This window comes from Lentisphaera marina (assembly GCF_028745505.1).
GTDB lineage: Bacteria > Verrucomicrobiota > Lentisphaeria > Lentisphaerales > Lentisphaeraceae > Lentisphaera > Lentisphaera marina.
This window is the reverse complement of sequence record NZ_JAQZZL010000001.1, coordinates 1938299-1958248: the sequence shown is the minus strand read 5'-3', so window position 1 is coordinate 1958248 and position 19950 is coordinate 1938299. Positions and strand designations below refer to the sequence as shown.

Below are 19950 nucleotides of genomic sequence, written 5' to 3'. Positions count from 1 at the left end.
ATTTTATTTTCTCATTTGATCGAGTTCCATTTGTGTAGGAGTAGGAATATCAACCCCTTCTTTGCAAATCTCCATATTTAAAGTCCAAAAGATGCTATTGCTAAAAGTCTGAAAAAAATTTCGATCAGTCCATGTTTTATAGTAATGGGCCGATGTCATAGCAACGGATCTACCTTCATTTTCACGAGTAAAGCACCAGTAGAAAGATTGTTCAGTCCACTTTTCTTTATTTTTGATGTCAGACTTATGTCTCGGGGTCAAAGCTTTATGGATGTAGGTCACTTTATCAGTTTTTGGATTTCTTGAATCCGCTCCCGGAGTGAAGAAATTGAGGTAGACTTCATCCATAAAATCAAACTCAGGATCCACCCCATTAGCTATAGGGTGATCTTTATTAGTTTTTACTTTCAGGGGCACAGGCTTTAATGTCCAGCTTTTGCAGGGTAAATGCTTTTTGTGATCACAGCCCCAGCAATAGACGGCGCCAATCCAGTCAATAAACATAGCATCATTTTCTGTGTGATATTTCCCCATTCCCTCTGAGGGAGCATCGGTTGCCCAGTGAATAACTATGAGCCCCGTCTTCTTTTTCTTCATTATCGCATCAATTTTTTTTGTGTCTCTCGTAAGGTCATTTTTTACTGCGAGGGCATGACGATCACCACCATCACAGGAAAGAATAAGTAAATCTGCATTTTCGACTAATGATTCATCTTTAGGATAATGAAAACTCATTGTCACGTTAAACTTGTCAGTATACTTAGATCGCTCAAGTTTATACTTAATCAATTTAGCTACCTCAGTATTATTATGAGCATCTTTACCATGGCTCGATTTACCGTAGATGATATGCACATTTTTAACATCAGCTAAAATCGTACTAAGAAATATTGATATCAATAACAGGAACAACTTCATTCTATTCTCCGAATTTAAGTAATAAAATCACTTAAATATATGAACTCATCAAGGGAAAAAATAGTTAAAGAAGAACGTTTTTATGCAAAATAACGGCAAACACCCTGCTTTTTATATTAGCCAGTAGCAGTACAGTTGTAATCTAGACAAGTAAAAATATAATCGCTTTGCCAAGTTCAAGTGTACTTTTGTAAAGTTAACTTATTTACGATTTTTAGAAACGTACTGCAATGGAGAAAGTCCGACATGCTTTTTAAAAGTGTTGGAAAACGCACTTTGATCATAAAAGCCAAGCTCCAATGCGAGCTCAGCAATAGTGACATTCTTGTTTATTAGAGATTCACAGGCTTTAAATATTCGAAGTTTGATAGCGTATTTGTGAGGCGTCGTAGAAAAAACATTTTTGAACCTACGCTCGAACTGACGTACAGACATACCAGTCATTTGCGCTAGCTCAATATTACTTATTTTCTCCTTAAAATGATCATTAATATAATCAACTGCTGATTGAATGTCATCAAAAGGACGCATAAGCTTTAAAGAATCTTCATACCTTTGTAAAATACCGCACAGTCCCCAAACTTTTCCTTTGCGGTCAAATAAAGGGATTTTGTGAGTACTAAACCAAGAAGGGTCGCCAAGATAATTGGGAAATAGTTCAATAATACTCTTTTTTTCTTCTCCTGACTCAAGCACCATAGCATCATCATTACGGAAGCCTTGAGCCATTTCTACAGGAAATATATCAAAATCGGTTTTACCGATAATTTCATCTGGATGAGAAAAGCCCATATGTTTTGCTAATCGCAAATTACCGTGAACAAGCGCTCCTTCTTTGTCTTTCACAAAAAATAAAACATTCTTGATGTCCTCAAATAGACTGAGAAAGCTTTGTGATAATACACAATTTTCTATATCCGATGTTTGGCGAGCCATAAAAATTGAATTCCAACTTTGATATTTATAAATATAATTAAAATCTAGGTCTACAGATTCAAATTCAATTTACAAACAATTCATCAATAATACTACTATTTAACACAGATTATCAATTTTAAATAATAGCTAAAAAATTCTTATTCAGTTTATAAAATACTGAGTTTATGGTAAATTTATTAAACAGCTAAATTCAAATCACTAATTATTTATAAGCTCAAGCAGTTTATGAGCTGCAGCTTTAGCAAAAACTTCAGAGTTGATATCCACCTCATAATCAAGAACTTCTACTTCAGCATTTGCACGAATCGCATCAAATAAGGCATCATCGGCTTCTTTATCATAGAAAGACTGACCTTCCTGACAAATAACACTAATGCCTTTTGTTGGTAAAAGAATGCTAGTTGGTGCTGAATTCGCATTTGACTTTTCAGCAAGAATTTCACCGAGTTTAGCACATTCATCTGCATTTGTTCTAAGCAGAGTCACCTGCGGGTTGTGGATATAAATATTGCGGTCTTTAAATTCTTCCGGTAAAGTTTCAAGTTCACCATAATTCGCCATATCTAAACAACCTGGAGCAACAACAGCTGGAACTTTTGCTTTAGTCATTGCATCAAGACGTGTTGGTCCGGCAGAAAGTGTGGCGCCAAGGAGTTCATCAGCCCACTCTGTGGTAGTTACGTCAAGAACTCCAGTGACCATACCTGTGTTAATAAGGTCTTCCATTGTACGACCACCAGTGCCTGTAGCGTGAAAAACGAGAACTTCATAACCTGCATCTTCGAGGACTTTAGAAGCGATATTGATACATTCAGTTGTGTTTCCAAACATAGACGCCACAATTAGTGGCTTGCTATTTTCATTTGCTTCAATTTCAGCTTCAACCATACCACAGATAGAACCTGCGGCACGTGAAAAAATCATTTTAGAAATACTGTTTAAGCCAGCAACATCTACAATACTTGGCATCATAGCAATATCTTTCGTACCTAGATAGTGCTCGGTATTACCACTGGCGAGTGTGGATACCATAAGCTTAGGAAAACCGATGGGAAGTGCTCGCATGGCGGAAGTGGCGAGAGCTGTCCCTCCGCCGCCACCTAGGGAAATAACACCATCAATCACTTTGTCTTCAACGAGCTTCGCTAAGAAAACGGGGGCAGCTTTAGACATGGCGACTACACATTCTCCGCGATCCTTCCTGTCCATGAATTCCTGTAAATTAAGGCCTGCAGATTCTGCCACATCAAAACGACTATAGTCCGGTTGAATTTGAGCAGGACCGCCCGTACCCAAGTCAATAAACTTTACCTTATGACCGCGTTTACGGATGATATTTGCCACGTATTCGTGCTCGAAACCTTTGGAATCTAATGTCCCTAAAACTGCTATAGTCGCCATGATTTATTACCTTTATTAATTGGAGAGATTTTGGCTCTTTACCATTTTTTTAATTTAAAAATATCTACGTCTAATGACTTATATCAAAAGTGAACGTGCCCAGTTTCACCAATAGATTTTTTTGGATCAACAGTAAAATCCATAACAATGACACGTTCCAGAAGTGCTTGAAAGATCTCAACTCTTTCCAAATGCTTTGGGTGAGTAAGGTATGTATCTCGGGCCTCTTTTGACTCGAAAGTCATTAAAAAAGAATGGGTAAAGCCATCATCCAAACCTTCATCAGAATTGTGTTCACCATATTCAATCCTAATAACGCCCGGTATATCTTCCTGCATCTTTAAGAAAGACTCAAAAGACTCGTCGAGAGTTTCTTGAGTAACTTCTGGTTTAAATTTAAAAAAACCTAAATGTCTTACTTTTGCCATAATGTTTTCCTTGTCTTATTTAACGGGAATTGATTTAAATTCTTTAGTTAGATTTGTGATCGCCGTTTCAACAGCCAAGCGCTCAATACTCGAGGCACCGACAAACCCCACTGTGTCTGTTTTTTCATTGATGTATGCGGCATCTGCGGGAGTCGCAATTGGGCCACCATGACTAAGAAAAATCACATCATCTCGCACCGATTTTGCACCATCAATGATGGCTTGTGTTCGCTGTGCAGCATAGTCGAGGGAATCGGCTGCAGTATCTACACCAATAGAACCGCCAACAGTACAACCTACGTGGGCTATAATAACATCGGCACCAGCCTCAGCCATCTTTTTCGCTTCTTCTGCTGTTGCGACATAAGTAATGGTAAACATGTCCATTTTTCGAGCTAGCGCTACACAGTCAATTTCCTTTTGAACACCCATACCTGTTTCTTCTAGGGAGGTCCTAAAGTTGCCATCAATAATCGTGTGAGTTGGGAAGTTATTAATACCTGAAAAACCCATATCTTTTACTTTACCGAGCCAGTGCCACATACGCCTTCTGGGATCAGAAGCATGAACACCGCAAATCACAGGAATCTCATTCACTACCGGAAGAACTTCATACTCTCCAATATCCATCGCAATGGCATTAGCATCACCATAGCCCATCATGCCCGCAATCGAGCCGTGACCAGCCATACGAAAACGCCCAGATGCATAAATAATTATGAGGTCCGCACCACCCTTTTCAATAAATTTGGCACTAATGCCAGTACCTGCTCCACCTACAATAATGGGTTCATTGCGTCCCAGTGTATCATGTAAACGTTCAAGCACTTCAGTTCTTGTGTAGGGATTCCCCTGTCCAGTCCATGGATTTGGCATTTAAAACTCCTTCTTCTATCTAATTTGAAAATAATATGTAAAATTTTGCGAGTAAGAAAGTCCTTAAAAACTCACATTTAAGTAAAACTTTTACTCAGTGTACCATGTTTAGGACTAAAAATATTGTTCAATACATACACATTTATGTAAAATAACGACAGTTTAAGCTGAAGTATTATTATAGCTTTTTCTCTATAATTTCATTTATCTCTATTCCACAAAGTCTCATCTGAACTAAGGTTTTCTACTGTATAGCTACGAGCCGAACCATCGATAAAAGCTATATTAGCAGAACTATCACCTTTATGGGGTGTGAAGCTTCCGCCTGTACTTGGAGTGTCATTTAGCTTGTCTCTCGGAACCGCCACCCAGTCATCAAGGTTACCAGCTGGAGCTCTAGACCAAGATGGGCTTAACAAAATAGTATTAGACGGTTTCCCTACATCACTTACGGCCACAGCCGCACCACGATTATATTGACCATTATACGAAAGTCCCATGCCGTCCCACACTGTATCTTCATTTTCCCCCATCCAGTTCCAGCCATAATTACTATGTAAGCTTTCTCCGTTTTCACGTGAAGGACAAAACAGGGTATCACTATGAAAGTTGGACATATCACCATTGTTGATGAAATAGGGATATACTGCCCATAACCAAACATGAATCTTAGCATCTGCGGTCATACCTGCGGGGCGTTCCACCTCAGGCAGGTGACCATTATGCCATGCAGTTTGAAAATATTCTGAGTCAGTGAGAAAATTGGCTTGTGCATTAAGTAATTGTTTCTGATTATTCAAACATTGGGCTTGAAAGGCTTTTTTTCTAGCTTTCCCTAAAGCAGGCAAAACCAACGAAAGTAATATGCCAATAATGGCAACAACAACTAACAATTCAATGAGTGTGAACTTTTTTAATTTATTCATTTATCATATCCTAATTTATTCATTTATCATATCCTAATTAATGGCTTGAATTGCAGCTCAAGCTTGAGAAAATCGAGTACCCAATCGGCTTTGAGTTTTTTGCAACGCAGCTGTATTTTGTCTCCAGGATTCAGTTGAAATTTACCTAAACTCTTAAGTCCTTCTCCCCATTGATCTCGGGCGCTCTCTGTTTTAAATTCAAGGGATTGTGAGCCAACGCTAAACACCATATCCGAACCCTGACGGTTTTTATCACACATATACTTCAAGGTGATCTTGTAAGAGCCTTTCTTAAATGACTCGGGGTAGACCCATTCGAGATACTCATTTGTTTTATTCCAGGATACAATCATCCCTCTCGCTCTTTTAAGAGTTTGACCATGAATTTTTGTATCATGAATAGAAAAAGTAAGTTTAGAAGTTTCGCCCTTATTGACTGAGATGAATTCCAAACGCAAAAAATCCAGTGCCCAGTCTGCTTTCAACTTTGTACAGAAGAGTTGAAGCCTATTGCCTGGCTGAAGTAAAAAAACACCAAGTTCTTCTTGTTCAGGCCCCCATTTGCTTCGTTGACTTTTTGTTAGAAAAACTTTTTCTTGCAGCCCACCTGTGAACTTCATTTCCGAACCCTGACGATTTTTATCATTCATGTAGTGGAAAATAATTTTGTAGTGACCACTCTTAAAATATCCTGGAATTTTCCATTCCAAAAACTCATTTGTCTTATTCCAGGAAACGATCATATTTCCACGACGTGCTAAAGTTTTACCATTAATTTCAGTTTCTTGAGGCCCAAGAAAAAGTGGTAGACTCATGTCGCTGGGAGGCAGTTTTTTTATGCTAATATCTTTGTACTCCATCTTCGCTATTCCACCGCTATGCAGTTGTAAAGCTATAACACCGTAGCTCTCTATGTTTGAGTCTTTTTCAATATACTCAATCGTTTTGTGACCATTAATAAAAAGTTCATGCTTGTTGCCAACACATCTAATGATGTATTCATTCCAGGCATCTTCTTTAAAGTTTTTGAAGAGTTCTTTGGTATTGCCTTTTCCTAAAAGACCTCGGCGATGTTCGTCGTAAATACCTCCCCACCAGCCTTTGCCTATATCAGCCTGATAACCAATGATTTTATGTACGTCATTCTTACCTTGGACGCGCTTCATGAGTGAACGATACTGAATACCACTGTTTATCAAGCCCGTTTTGTGATCTCCACTCAAACGAAACTTACATTTAAACTCGAAGTTCTGATACATTTTTTCTGTTGCAAGATAGGTATTAACAGGCATCTTTTTACCATTATTACTTGCAGTAATCACACCATCAATTACCGACCAATACTTGGCATTATTCTTATTAACAGGAACCCAACCATCTAAAGATTTACCATCAAATAATGATTGCTCAGATGCATTTAAAGTACAAAAAGAAAGTATAAGTAGTGTATTTAATATTAATGTCATCATCCCATTTCCTTTACTTAAGTGTTTTTATATAAGTGACTAAATCAGCCATGGCTTGCTTGGACATTTCGCCAAAGCCAGTAGGCATAAATGATTTTTTGGGAATTGATCCATGAGACATAATATACGCTTTAGGTATGAAGACTTTCTCCCCTCCCATCATGGCAAGAGTAAAGCCATGCTCACCCTTCTTAGCTAAGTAACCTTCTCTGTATAATCCATCTTTGCGAACAACATAATAGAGCCCGTACACGCCTTCAATTGCCTCATCTGGTTTTACAATTGCTGTAAGCAAATGCTCAAGCTGCCGATTAGCCGAACCATCTAAAGGCGGTGCAATGGTCTGTCCTTTACTTCCCACTTTGTGGCAAGCTAGGCAGCTTTGAAATATGGCTTTACCTACTCGTGCATCCCCCTTCATTTTTGGTAGAACGTGCACCAATTTTTCGACCTGTATTTTCTGCTTATGAATCTCTTTATTATGAATCTTATTAATAGCAGCAAATATTTCCTTGGCCCGCCAGTCTCTTTGATTAAACCTCATAACTAATTGAGCAGATTTATAGTCCCAGTGTGAGGTGTTTATATAGGATATCTCCCACAGCTCACTCAATATTCTGCTCCCCTGTATTGAAGGAGATAAGCGCTGAACTAACTGACGCTTTTGACTTTCATTCAAATGAGACATCCATTTTTTACAATCCTTCATTGCTAACTTTTGATTTTTAATAGCGTAAGTCGTCATTATCGAAAGTTTCTGCGAAAAATTAAACTCATCCTGATAAAATAGCTGACGATAATCATCAAACTTCAAATGGTCGCTGTGACCGAGTGCTTGAAGGAGTTTGTCTTTATTATCTCCATTATCTTCTCCCTGAAGAATTTTAAGTATAGTTGCATTGTGATGAGGCGATTTTAATATCAGAATATCATCAAGAGCTCGACTTCTTTGAAGAAGTGAATCCGATTTGAGTTTTTCCTCTATGTCTTGAATATAAAAGCTCGTGATATTAGGAATGTTGATTTGATCGATGTTTTCAATAGCCAATTCGAAGAATTCTTTTTGACGAGTATTAAAAGTTGGAGTGACCACTTTTCTCACGTCAGGGCTATTAAGAATATGGCTAATAGCCACAAAAGTATTGCCATCGATTTTTCCAGATGAAGCTTTAGTCCAAATTTTCACAAAGGCTTCACTAAGGTCTTTTTGTGGCAAAGACTGAATCCCCCACAAAACATTACTAACTGCTATATCTGCAGCTACAGAACTGGCCAAAAACTTCTTTAATTCATCGGGATAGTTCTCCAAAGCTTTACGAGCTAGAAAGCGTTCAAAATTACGTTCATAATTCCCACCCATACGATTATTAGGAGCCGCTTCTTTACAGGCCTTAAGTAGTAAGTGAATAGTCGATTGATCTGCCTTCTTAATTTCATCAAGCGTCCTTAAAGCCTGGGAGCGAACCATAGCATTGGAATCTTCAATTGATGAAGAAAGTAACTGCCCTACTACTTTAGCTTCCAAATTAAATGAAGCTAAAGAACGAATAGTTTCTCTACGGACATCCCCATCTTGGTCATTGATACACTTCTGCATTAAAGCTTTGTCGAAAAGTTTCAGTGATTCCAGAGACCACAAAGCTAAAATACGGCTGCTTTTATTTATCTTTGTATCTAAGGCTAACTTAGATAATTCCGGTGCCAATTCTTTTGCCTTACGAGCTTCAATTTGACTCCAGGCGGCACGCTTTTCCCATAAAGTTTTTCCATTTAGCAAATGATTGACTAATTGTTGATTTGGAACTTTCGTCATATCTGTAATAGCAAAGCCTTTTTGAGACTTGTGACGAATTCTCCAAATACGACCGTGCTTTCGATCGCGATCAGGGTGATCGGTAGATAACTCATTATGTGAAATAATTTTGTTATACCAATCGGCTATATAGAGGCAACCATCTGGACCAAACTCTATATTTACGGGGCGAAACCATTTATCATCAGACTTAAGAAGGTCACTTAGGTGCTTTGATTCTACTGACCCATCTGGGTTTCTAACAATTTTAACACAGTTAATGGAACTTGTAATTGGATTTGCAAGAATAGCAACATCTTTCCATTCAGCAGGAAAGCCATTCTCTCCATCTTCGGAAAATGCTAAGCCGGATATCCCTGTACCACCAACACGAAAAGAATGAAGTGGTGGTTGGAATGGCGAATAAGAACGGATTTTTTGATTACCGATTCCAGAGATACTACTTTGTGGTTCCGATGGAAAAACTGATTGTCCTCCGTCATTGGCAGACGTTGAGTACCACTGACCATTAGCACGAAGTTGGTAGCCCCAATTATTATCTCTATGACAATTAACTAATTCAATTTTTTCTCCATCTGTAGAAAAACGCACATTCTTACTATAGGTGACTTCCAATTCCTGACCGGACTTTACCGCTTTCACCACACCTGAATTGATTGCACCGTGAGAAAAATTCATCCAGCCACCAGGTCCTCGAACAATTGAATGAGACATTGTATGAGTATCAAAGAATCCAAAGCCACTCAAAACAGGTGTCATTGTGTCCTGCTTACCATCGCCGTTTTCATCACTTAGAAAAAATAATTCAGAACCATGAGCTACGTAACAACCATTTTCATAAGGCATTATGCTTTGAGGAATCGTTAAACCTTCAGCCCATTTATGAGCTTCTCCTTTAAGCCTTTGGGTGGGATCTTTAATTATGAGAATGCTATCTTCTCCACGCTCTTCCAAGGTGTATAATTTTTTAATTTTCTTAAAGCGAGGATCATTGTTAATAAGCTTAGTATCTTTCATCATCGCCATTGCCTTGCCAAAATTAATCCCAGTCACAGGGTCCAATGGATACATCTTGGCGGTTTGTGTCCACAAACGACCTTTATCATCAAAGGTCATATCTATGGGATTGATAATACCATTTTCTTCTGAGGCAACGAGCTCAATGACAAAGCCATCGGCTAACTTAAACGCTGCTTTTTGCTGCTCTGGTGTTAAAGGTGTTTTTCGATCGGCTTGTACCCCTCTCGAGTACAGACAATGAGACAACAAGATAAGTAAACTAAACAGCGTTGCTTTCATAAAAAATCCTAATTAAGTGTTGATACAAATTTTAAGGTCTAAAGGTATCCGTAACAAGAAACCTCAGTTCTATTTATATCTAAATGTATTTACAGGACGGATTAAGTATTGTAAGCCAATGATGTTTTTTTGTAAAAAAACGTACAATATTTAGCAAAAAAGATAGAGTCCCGTTGTTTCTGTAAATTGGTGTTGACCAATTTTAGTTAAACTGACAGATAAACTCTTTTTGTAGCTATCCAGGTTTCATCTAATTCCATAAGAATAGCGGATGCTAATCTAAGCAGTGAAGCTTCATTTGGGAAAATAGACACGGTTCTAGTTCGCCTTAGAATTTCTCGATTCTGTCTTTCAATCATATTGGTGGTTCTCAGTTTTGTCCAACAAGAACGATCTAAATCAAATACAGAAAAGCCTTCAGGAAGTGCGGATTCCATCCATTCAGATAATTGAGAAGTACTGTTTTCATACTTTAAGCAAGTAAGCTTTAAAAGTCTTTCGGCGTCCTGTTTTGAAGGGGTATTAAAGATATCTCGAATGTCTTGGGCAACTTCTGAACGCATCGCTTTCTTAGGCACATAAGCCCCCGCATTCTGCTGTAAATGAAATTGACACCTCTGCCATGGGATTGACCCAAAGACAGTTGTTAAAGCGGCTTTCAGTCCCGAATGACTGTCGCTCGTGATCATCTTAAGACCATGAAGTCCTCGAGCATTTAATGATAGGAAAAAGTTTCTCCAATGAACCTCAGCTTTACTTAAAGAAACACTTGTACCTAAAACTGAGCGTTTTCCTGATTCATCTATCCCATAAGCAATTAACAAAGCACAATCTCGAACAGTCTTATCTACTCTAACTTTTTCGTATCTCGCATCCACCAAAAGGTAATGATATTTCCCTAAAGGACGGTTACGCCACTTTTCTAAGCTTTCATCTAGCTCAGATACAACTCGTGACACCTGTGATTTACTCACGGAAAGACCACACATTTTCTCTAGAAGTTTCATGACTTTTCTTGTCGAAGTTCCCTGAATATAACTCTCGGCCATAGCTGTCATCAAAGCTCGCTCACTTCGTAAGCCTTTTTCTAAAGAACTTGGATAAAAATCGATTTCACCTCTGACTTGAGGAATGTTAAGCTTCATTGCTCCAAGTCGAGTGTTTACGGTTTTGTTTTTATAGCCATTAGCATACCCTAAGCGATTTTCATTGCGTTCATATGGAGCAGCATCAAGAGAATTACTTCTCTCTACTTTCATCGCTTCATTTAGTAATCCTCTCATAGCTTCAAGCATTCCGCTTTCGCCGTTTTCTGTGACTTGGTGGATCATTTCTAATAAGACACTACTGTTCTCGTGTGTAGAGTGGTGCATAATAATTCCTTGTGGGTTGTTTTGGTGCAACACCACTCTGCATCTTCTTTACCCCGAGTTACAAACAACTTCCTCAATTTCGCTCCGACGAGAAAGTTCCCATTCTCGCGAAGTCTTGGAAGCTATTCATAACTCTTAAAGTAGAGCTATAGCAGAATTTACAGAAAATTTGGGACACTGCCCGTTACAATTAACAAACACTTTATATTACAGTTGATTTTGTATTAAAGGAAGAATTATGGAAGCACAGCTTGAAATACTCAGCGATTTACAAACACGTTCATTCATTTATAAATTAGATACCAATATGTGGCCTGTTTGGCACCATCATCCTGAGTACGATATTCTTCTAACTCTAAAAAATACAGGTCATTATATTAACGGCGATTATATTGGAGAACTTCAACCAGGCACACTTATCATAACTGGACCTAACCTCCCTCATGCCCTTCACCCCTTTGAAGCAAATGAAAACGATCCTGATAGGCCAGCTATGGCAGTACTTCAATTCTCACGAGAATCCATGGGTGATAAACTTTTCGAGAGGCCTGAACTAATGCATATAAATAAGTTCCTTAATGATTGCTCAAGGTCATTTGAATTTTTCGGCAAATCAAGAAATAAAATTCATCAGATTATGCTTGCTATGAATGAACTAAATGATTTTCAATGCTACACAGAACTTTTAAAAATACTTGATTTGATGTCAAAGGCTCCACGCTCAGAAAGAAAAAAATTGGTGAGCCCGCTCTACTCACCAAGTCTCAATAAAGAAACCGTCAACAAGGTTGACCTCATAACCCGTCATATCTCCAACAACCTCGAAAAGACCATCAGTTTAGATGATGCTGCCGAAATCTGTATGATGAGCCCTAAATCCTTCTCTCGTTTTTTTAAGCGCAACACAGGTAAAACCTTCGTAAATTACGTCAATGAGCTCAGAATTGCCCAGGCCTGTCGTCGACTCACAGAATCAAAAGACAGTGTCTCCACTATCTGCTACGATTCAGGCTTCAACACCCTCTCTAACTTCAATCGCCGCTTTCAGGAAATCAAAGGCATGACTCCTCGTGAGTACCGTAAACAATTTAATTCCAAGTGATTAAGTTCAGGTAAACCAAATATCTTTTTTAGGAATCAAGAGATAATATCGAGGACAGATAAGTCTACTTTCTTATTAGGTGTTTCTAATTGCCCATTTTGATAAGTGATTGAAATTAAATCATAATCACCATCTTTATAAGACCACCCATCACCAGAATCTATATACACAGAACTATTAGCCTCACCATTTTTATCTGGGTTGATAATCAGCTCTAGTTGATAAGGGTTTTGTTCTTCTGCGTATGTCGCTTTATTTCCCAAAGCTAAAATGCACCCTTCTCTTAAATATACTTTGACCTGGAATTCATCTTCGTAATCATCTCCTAAGAGTTCCACTAAAGCCCAATTGCCTCGCGGAAAACGTTTTGTTTTATCCCACGGTGGTACAATGAGTAGATCATTGCCTAATAGAAATTTATTTTCTTCTTGGCGCAGTGCTTTATTTGCGAGATCCGCAAAAAAAGCCGCTTGCATGATGGGCTGCCCCATAGTTGATGATAAGTAAAATTGCGTATATAAGTAGGGCAAAAGTCGGTAACGTCGCTGTAGTGATCGCCTACAAGAATCTTCTATTTTCGTCCCAAAAGACCATGGTTCTTTTCTATTTGTCCCTTTTGATGAGTGGGCTCTCATGAATGGGTAAAATACCGTAATTGCCATCCATTGTGCAAACAAATCCCCACGAGCATCGCCTGCGAAACCACCGAGGTCGGGACCCACAAAACTCTGCCCTGACATTCCTAAATTTAAGCACATTGGCGTGGCTAATTTCATATGCTTTATGGTAGACTTATTGTCCCCAGTCCAAGTCGCCGCATAACGTTGACCTCCTATGTAATTAGCTCTAGTGAGCACAAAGGGACGTTTATTGGGTTGAGCTAATAACATTCCTTCACGAGTAGCTTTAGCCATGAGCATTCCATAAGCATTGTGATACTTATTGTGGGGGCCTGGATCTAAAACCTTATCATTAATCCTGAGCCCACCAGCGTGCTGAACTTCATCTGCTATAGTCATAAGTGGACCTCCACCAAATACAGCAGGTTCATTCATATCATTCCATACCCCATCAATTCCACATGCAATAAAGTCTGGGTAAAGCTGCTTCCACCAATCTTGGCAAGCTTGACTAGTGAAATCTGGAAAAGCACACCTACCCGGCCATACATTGCCAATATACATGTCTGCTTCCGCAATATCTTTAAGAGGATGAAAGCTCTCACCATTAAGCATAATTTGCTCTAAGGCATAAGTTTGTTTTGGAGATAAAAAGCTAATTTTTATATAACGACACTGAGTTTGTTTATTTGATTTCAAACAATGATGACCCGCTGAAATGAAGTCTTTACCTTGAGCAAACAGTTGCCAATGTTGCTGATCTGTTGAGATGTGGACTTTGTAATCTGCAGGGAAATTTTGTCGCCAAAACAAATCAATACTCAATACTTCACTTAATGAATTCAGATCCAAAATTATAGACGGCTTTACATCATTATGCTCTGCAGACCACACAGTGGTCATATCGCCATCAATGAGATTAGCCATCTGCTCTTTGTTAGAACTGACCTTAAGTGAAACTTTTATATCATGGCTTGCTGAGTCATTACTTTCTTGTTTTAGATAGTAAGAATTTTTGCGTAATTCATCATAAATATGGTAGCCCTCTTCTAGTTTCACTCCAGGATCCACCATCCATACTGTTTTGAAGTTGTTTTGATGAGCATAATCATTCATTCGTTTGGGCTGAGGGAAAGCCTTTTTATCGAAGGTGAAAATTTTAAATTGGTCCATGTAATCAATATCAAACCAAATGACATCACAGGGTAATTGACGTGAGCGAAAATTATCTATAATAGATTTAGCCTCTTGCTCATTCATGTAAGAGTAACGGCATTGTTGATAGCCTAATGCCCACTTTGGAGGGAGGCTTATAGTGCCAATTAATTCAGATAATAAGCGAAGGACTTTTTGTGGACTTTCTCCTTCCAAAACAAGAACTCTATGACCCTCGCCTTCAAACTCAAAACATATTTGCTGATTCCGCAAATCAATCTCGCCGCGATAGCTGGTGTCAGCTAAAAAGCCATAGCTTTTCCCACAGGGACCTACAGCTAAAACCCAAGGGTGAGATTGATATAGGTTATCCCCCTGTTCATACATAAAGTTATCGCGATTATATACGGGAATGACAGAGTCATTTTTCCTCAGTTTCCCCAACTGTTCCCCTGTACCATAAAAATCATAATCAATTAATCTAGGGAAACTCGTACGTTGACGCACAGGAAAACTTCCATGTTCATTGACTTTAGGCATAGAAACATAGGCTTCATGACTATCGCTGAAAGTTGGAATCAGCTGATAATTCTTTGGGAGTTTACTACTTTGCTGAATATCCTTTTCTATAGCCAAAGATGACCCAAGCATGCAGTTTTTGTGAGGTCCAAAAACGGCTATATCTTTTTTGTATAGAAAAGAAATCATTTTTACTAGGTCTTAGTTCAAGCTATTCAAAAACTGCTCTTGTACTTCTGTGGCAACTGCTCGTGGGTTGATGCCTCTCATGAACTTCAGTACTTCCTCGGAACTTTTGCCTTTAGACATGTAATATGCCGCTAACATGGTTCCCGCACGTCCATTTCCTCCCTTGCAGTGAACCGCAAGTGATAAGCCTTGCTCCAGAGTCTTTTCCACAAACTTAACAAATTCTGCAACCTGCTCCTTTGTTGGTGCTTCGTCATCTACAATTGGAGACCAAAAGAACTCAATGCCATTTTCTCTGTATTCTTCTAAATTATCTTGACCTTCCAAAAATGAAGCTATTGCCCCTAATCCAGATTTTTTTAGATTAGCTATTTCTTCAACTGGTGGCTTAGGCATTCCACCGATTTTATTATCTTCTAACCACCAAATCTTTTCGTAATGACTCATTATCTTTTTCCATTGTTTAATTAAATTAACTGTCTTAAAAACTATAGCCTCAGCCTATCTTGCCTACTTATAAGACACAAAAAACTGTTAAATCTAAAGTAATCACAGAAATCAATTTCCTTTCACCAAATAAACAATGTAAAGGATAAAGTTGAACTAATAATTTTTATGCTTTTTCGCTATGTGGAAATGAGGTTATAATATCGAAAAAATAAATTATAGGAATGATCCATGTCTCTCGAGCAAGTACGCATTGCCATAATAGGTGCCTTACCAGAAGAATTAGAAAAATTAAGACCGCAATTCACTGACCTTAATGATATCTCTAATGGTCCTTTTCAATACCAAGAAGGTTCGTATAAAAATATAAAATGCTTATTAAGTCTTTCTGGCATTGGCAAAGTCCAGGCTGCGATGTTAGTCCAACATATTGCTGATACTTGGCAGCCTGATTATTTTATTTTTACTGGCGTCGCTGGAGCATTAAACGAGAGCTATGATACGGGCGATGTTGTCATCGGTACTGAATTCATTCAGCATGATCTAGAATTAAATGCTCTAGGATTTGAACGTGGCGAGATACCGTATACCAATGAAAAAATCTTTCATTCTTGTCAATTTTTAACTCAACTCGCCGAAAGTTTTACAACGGATGAACATAAGATTTTCAAGGGGCGTATCCTAACGGGTGATCAGTTTATTACTCATGAGCATGTAAAACCCTACTTTACTGAAGAATTAGCTGGTGATGCAGTGGAAATGGAAGGTGCGGCTTTAGCCTTTGTTGCCTCTAGACATAAAATTCCTTTTTTAGTTATTCGTACAATTTCAGACCGCGCAGATGGAAATGCTGCTTGTGACTTTAATAGCTTGCTGCCATTAGTTGCAGAAAATTCTTGTTATATGGTTAAACATATTTTAGAGACTATGAATAGCAACCTAGAAATCCCCAAGCGCTATGATGACATCCTTGATCATGTTGCGACTTGTGCAAAAGACCACCAACGTGACAGCTCTGAAGTACAAGTCCTTACGGTAACAAAAAACCATCCCGCCGATAAAATTTACGCTCTATATAAACACGGGCAGAGGCAATTTGCAGAAAACCGCGTTCAAGAAATGATTGAAAAATCACAAGTTTTACCCGATGATATTCATTGGCATTTAATTGGTCCACTGCAATCTAACAAAGTACGTCAGGCAGTTAAAGTAGTACAAACAATTCATTCTGTTGATAATATTGCCTTAGCGCAAAGAATTGACCGCATTGCTGCTGAAGAAGGCAAAGTCATAAATATCTTTATACAGCTCAACCTAACTGGAGAAATTCAAAAAAGTGGTGTGAGTTCTTTATCTTTAGAAAAACTCATAGTGACGTGCTCTGGACTTAAAAACGTAAAACTTGTTGGCTTAATGACTATGGGGCCATTGAGTGCAAGTAAAAAAGAAAACTTATCTGTATTCCAAGAACTTAAAGAGCTGGCTGATAAATATGAAAAATTCTTTCCTTCAAAAGCAAAACTAAGCATGGGGATGTCGGGAGATTATGAAGAAGCTATTGCCAGTGGATCGAATATTTTGCGCATAGGTAGTGCCATTATGGGGACACGTTATTACGAAACATAATGAGATCTAAACATTCAAAGAGCATAAAATTTAATCAGTTTTTGTATTAATTATGCACTAGCTATTCTAGATTTAGAATAAATTGAATTCAAATTTAATAGTTTTTTTGTTAGATGGTGCTAAAATTTATACGGATTTAAACACTTATTTGGAAATGGATATGCTCATAAAAGTATCATGCCCTGCATGTGCAGAAATGTTCGCTGCTGATAGCGCGGAATGCGGTCACGCAGTTAATTGCCCAAGTTGTTCATCTGAGTTTCAAATACCGCTCCAGGATGAATTAGAGGTTGGTAATATTATTGATGATCATATCATCAAGGAGTTTATAGGAAAGGGATCAATGGGTTTTGTGTTCCTCGCAGAACATTTACTCATGAATCGACAAGTTGCTCTTAAAACAATTAGTCCCGATCAATTACACGCGGAAGGCACTGTAGATCTATTCATTAAAGAAGTACAAAACTCTGCCGCATTACAACACCCCAATATTGTAACGACATATAATGCGGGCTGTAAAAATAATATTTTCTTTATCACCATGCAATATGTTGATGGGCAAGACCTATCCGACGTAGTTACTGCTGATCATACTCTAAATGAAACAGCAACACTAGTGTTAGCTAAAGAGATTGCTCAGGCACTCTCTTACGCATGGAACGATCACAACATGATTCACCGTGATATTAAGCCAGAAAACATTCGTTATAACAGTAAGGGTCGCTACCTCGTTATGGACTTTGGCCTTGCAATGCAAGGTGGTATAGATGATTCGGGTTATATCAATGGTACACCTGACTTCATGAGCCCCGAACAAGCTACCATGAAAGAAGTGAATTTTCGAACTGACATGTACTCTTTAGGTTTAGTTATGATGTATGCTTTGACAGGAAAAAGAGTTTACCAAGGAACTCCACAAGAAGTCTTGCAAATGCAAGTTTCCTCCCCTATTCCAAGCTTGGAGTCTCTGTCTTCAGGTAAAAAATTCTCTAATAAAATGCAAACTATCATCGGTAAAATGACTGCTAAGGACCCCGCAGATCGCTACGAAAGCTGGGAGAAACTCATTTCACTCTTGGATAAAGCTCTTGATAGTGAAAACCCTGACAAGCCTACTAGGCAAACTAAAACTCCCGAGAAAAAGAAAAATGCCATCAAAGCCAATAAGGCGACTGTCCAGCATACAGCAGCCGCTAACAAAACCATAAGAAGACAAAATAGTGGACTCGGATTTGCTGTCTACACTTTCTTTTGCATCATGGTATTTCTTTGTTACCTCTACTACATAGGTCGCATCCCTGACTTTCTCAACTTACTTTAAAGTTAAGTAGAAAAATTTAATAGCCTGTTAAGCACAGGCTATTTTTTTGTTTAACAATGATTTTTGTTGAGCAAACCACTCATCCTTAAAATAAAAAAGACCAGCTTTTAAGCTGGCCTTTTGGGAATCTTTAAATAAAGATTAGCGCTGTGTCTCGCCTGTGTAGATTTGACGAGGACGACCAATTCTAGCACCTGGATCAGAGTTTTGCTCTCTCCAGTGAGCGATCCAACCAGGTAAACGACCTAAAGCAAATAAAGGTGTGAACATCTCTGTTGGAATTTTGATGGCTCTATAAACAATACCTGAGTAGAAATCTACGTTAGGGTAAAGTTTTCTACTTGTGAAGTACTCATCAGAAAGTGCTGCCGCTTCAAGTTTTTGTGCGATTGCAAGTAATGGATCTTCTTGGCCTAGCTTCGCCATTACGCGGTCACAAGTCTTTTTGATGATACGTGCACGTGGATCATAGTTTTTGTAAACGCGGTGACCAAAGCCCATTAGACGAATACCGTCTTCTTTGCGCTTAACTTTTTCTAGGTACTCTTGTGGATCAATATCGTTTTCGTGGATGTATTGAAGCATTTCAACTACAGCTTGGTTAGCACCACCGTGTAAAGGTCCCCAAAGAGCTGAAATACCACCAGAAATCGATGCGAATAAATTAGCTTGTGATGAACCGATTAAACGAACTGTAGATGTTGAACAGTTAAACTCGTGATCAACGTGAAGAATGAGTAATTCATCAATTACCTTTTCAACGTCAGGATCTACTACGTAGTCATTACCGAACATCATTTTTAATAAGCCAGCTGCCGCAGAACAAGGTTCAGTTGGGTATTCAAAGCTTGCGCCAATACTCTTTCTGTAAGCGAAAGCAACAAAAGTTAACATCTGACCAAGAGCAATCTGAGTAGCTTTCTCAACCTGAGCTGGATCAGAAATACTTGTTGAATCTGGGTAGTAAGCTGAAAGTGAAGATACTAAAACGTTGATCATTACCATTGGATGAATTGAATCAGGGTAAGCATCAAAGATTTTTTCTAGTTGCTTTGGCATCTTGGAGTTTTCATTGATATTAGCTGTAAATTCAGCTAACTGCTCACTTGTAGGTAGTTCACCATATAGAGTAAGGTAAGAAGCTTCTTCGAAAGTGTGCTTGTCACAAAGTTCTGCAATTGTGTAGCCACGGTAACGCAAAGCACCTGCTTCACCATTTAAAAAAGTAATTGAGCTTTTAGACGGACATGTATTTCCGTAACCGGGGTCAAAAGTGACAAAGCCTGTTTCTTTGCGAAGTGCGCTTATGTCAATTGCTTTTTCGTTTTCAGTACCCTCTAAAATGGGTAGATTTAGGGTTTTACCCGCGAGGTTTAGCGTTGCTGATTCAGACATTATTTCTCCTCGAATTGTCTTAGATTTAAAAAGTCCTGTAAGATATAAAGTTTTGTCATAAAATCAACCGCATCGACCTACTAGTTTAAGTCAATTTTTACCTTTTGTGTAAAAATATACAAAATCTTACAAAAGTG

15 protein-coding genes are annotated in these 19950 nt (G+C 38.5%); 3 read left to right on the top strand and 12 right to left on the bottom strand.

What is annotated here, in order from left to right:
- Nucleotides 1-3: 3 nt before the first annotated feature.
- The 9 genes from PQO01_RS08060 to PQO01_RS08020 form a co-directional block, all read right to left on the bottom strand.
- A complete protein-coding gene (locus PQO01_RS08060) occupies nt 4-918 on the bottom strand; it encodes a ThuA domain-containing protein (protein ID WP_274313510.1) in 915 nt (304 codons plus the stop codon).
- Nucleotides 919-1119: 201 nt separating this feature from the next.
- The gene (locus PQO01_RS08055) at nt 1120-1854 is read right to left on the bottom strand and encodes an AraC family transcriptional regulator (protein WP_274313509.1); all 735 of its coding nucleotides are present in this window, start codon (nt 1852-1854) and stop codon (nt 1120-1122) included.
- Nucleotides 1855-2055: 201 nt separating this feature from the next.
- Entirely contained in the window at nt 2056-3258 is a 1203-nt protein-coding gene (locus PQO01_RS08050) for a Tm-1-like ATP-binding domain-containing protein (protein ID WP_274313508.1), read from the bottom strand.
- Between the two features lie 83 nt (nt 3259-3341).
- Nucleotides 3342-3686, bottom strand: coding sequence for a Dabb family protein (locus PQO01_RS08045; RefSeq protein ID WP_274313507.1), 345 nt, complete (start codon nt 3684-3686; stop codon nt 3342-3344).
- Between the two features lie 15 nt (nt 3687-3701).
- Nucleotides 3702-4562, bottom strand: a complete 861-nt coding sequence (locus tag PQO01_RS08040; RefSeq protein WP_274313506.1) for a phosphoenolpyruvate hydrolase family protein — start codon at nt 4560-4562, stop codon at nt 3702-3704.
- A 200-nt stretch (nt 4563-4762) separates the two neighbouring features.
- Nucleotides 4763-5488: a prepilin-type N-terminal cleavage/methylation domain-containing protein gene (locus PQO01_RS08035; protein WP_274313505.1), complete on the bottom strand. Its 726-nt coding sequence runs from the start codon at nt 5486-5488 to the stop codon at nt 4763-4765.
- Between the two features lie 26 nt (nt 5489-5514).
- The gene (locus PQO01_RS08030) at nt 5515-6957 is read right to left on the bottom strand and encodes a 3-keto-disaccharide hydrolase (RefSeq protein WP_274313504.1); all 1443 of its coding nucleotides are present in this window, start codon (nt 6955-6957) and stop codon (nt 5515-5517) included.
- 10 nt (nt 6958-6967) lie between these two features.
- A complete protein-coding gene (locus tag PQO01_RS08025; RefSeq protein WP_274313503.1) occupies nt 6968-10066 on the bottom strand; it encodes a PVC-type heme-binding CxxCH protein in 3099 nt (1032 codons plus the stop codon).
- A gap of 206 nt (nt 10067-10272) precedes the next feature.
- The gene (locus PQO01_RS08020; protein ID WP_274313502.1) at nt 10273-11439 is read right to left on the bottom strand and encodes an IS256 family transposase; all 1167 of its coding nucleotides are present in this window, start codon (nt 11437-11439) and stop codon (nt 10273-10275) included.
- Nucleotides 11440-11677: 238 nt separating this feature from the next.
- On the opposite strand from PQO01_RS08020, the gene PQO01_RS08015 reads away from it, so the two are divergent.
- On the top strand, nt 11678-12541 hold the full coding sequence (locus PQO01_RS08015) for an AraC family transcriptional regulator (RefSeq protein ID WP_274313501.1): 864 nt from the start codon (nt 11678-11680) through the stop codon (nt 12539-12541).
- 35 nt (nt 12542-12576) lie between these two features.
- Here the strand turns inward: PQO01_RS08015 and PQO01_RS08010 are convergent, their stop codons facing one another.
- On the bottom strand, nt 12577-15024 hold the full coding sequence (locus PQO01_RS08010; protein WP_274313500.1) for a TIM-barrel domain-containing protein: 2448 nt from the start codon (nt 15022-15024) through the stop codon (nt 12577-12579).
- A 12-nt stretch (nt 15025-15036) separates the two neighbouring features.
- Complete coding sequence (locus PQO01_RS08005) at nt 15037-15471, bottom strand: phosphatase domain-containing putative toxin (protein ID WP_274313499.1); 435 nt, start codon at nt 15469-15471, stop codon at nt 15037-15039.
- Nucleotides 15472-15702: 231 nt separating this feature from the next.
- Between PQO01_RS08005 and PQO01_RS08000 the strand changes: the two genes are divergently transcribed.
- On the top strand, nt 15703-17097 hold the full coding sequence (locus PQO01_RS08000) for a 5'-methylthioadenosine/adenosylhomocysteine nucleosidase (RefSeq protein ID WP_274313498.1): 1395 nt from the start codon (nt 15703-15705) through the stop codon (nt 17095-17097).
- 160 nt (nt 17098-17257) lie between these two features.
- The gene (locus PQO01_RS07995) at nt 17258-18418 is read left to right on the top strand and encodes a serine/threonine protein kinase (RefSeq protein ID WP_274313497.1); all 1161 of its coding nucleotides are present in this window, start codon (nt 17258-17260) and stop codon (nt 18416-18418) included.
- Between the two features lie 141 nt (nt 18419-18559).
- Here the strand turns inward: PQO01_RS07995 and PQO01_RS07990 are convergent, their stop codons facing one another.
- Nucleotides 18560-19813, bottom strand: a complete 1254-nt coding sequence (locus tag PQO01_RS07990; protein ID WP_274313496.1) for a citrate synthase — start codon at nt 19811-19813, stop codon at nt 18560-18562.
- Between the last annotated feature and the right edge of the window lie 137 nt (nt 19814-19950).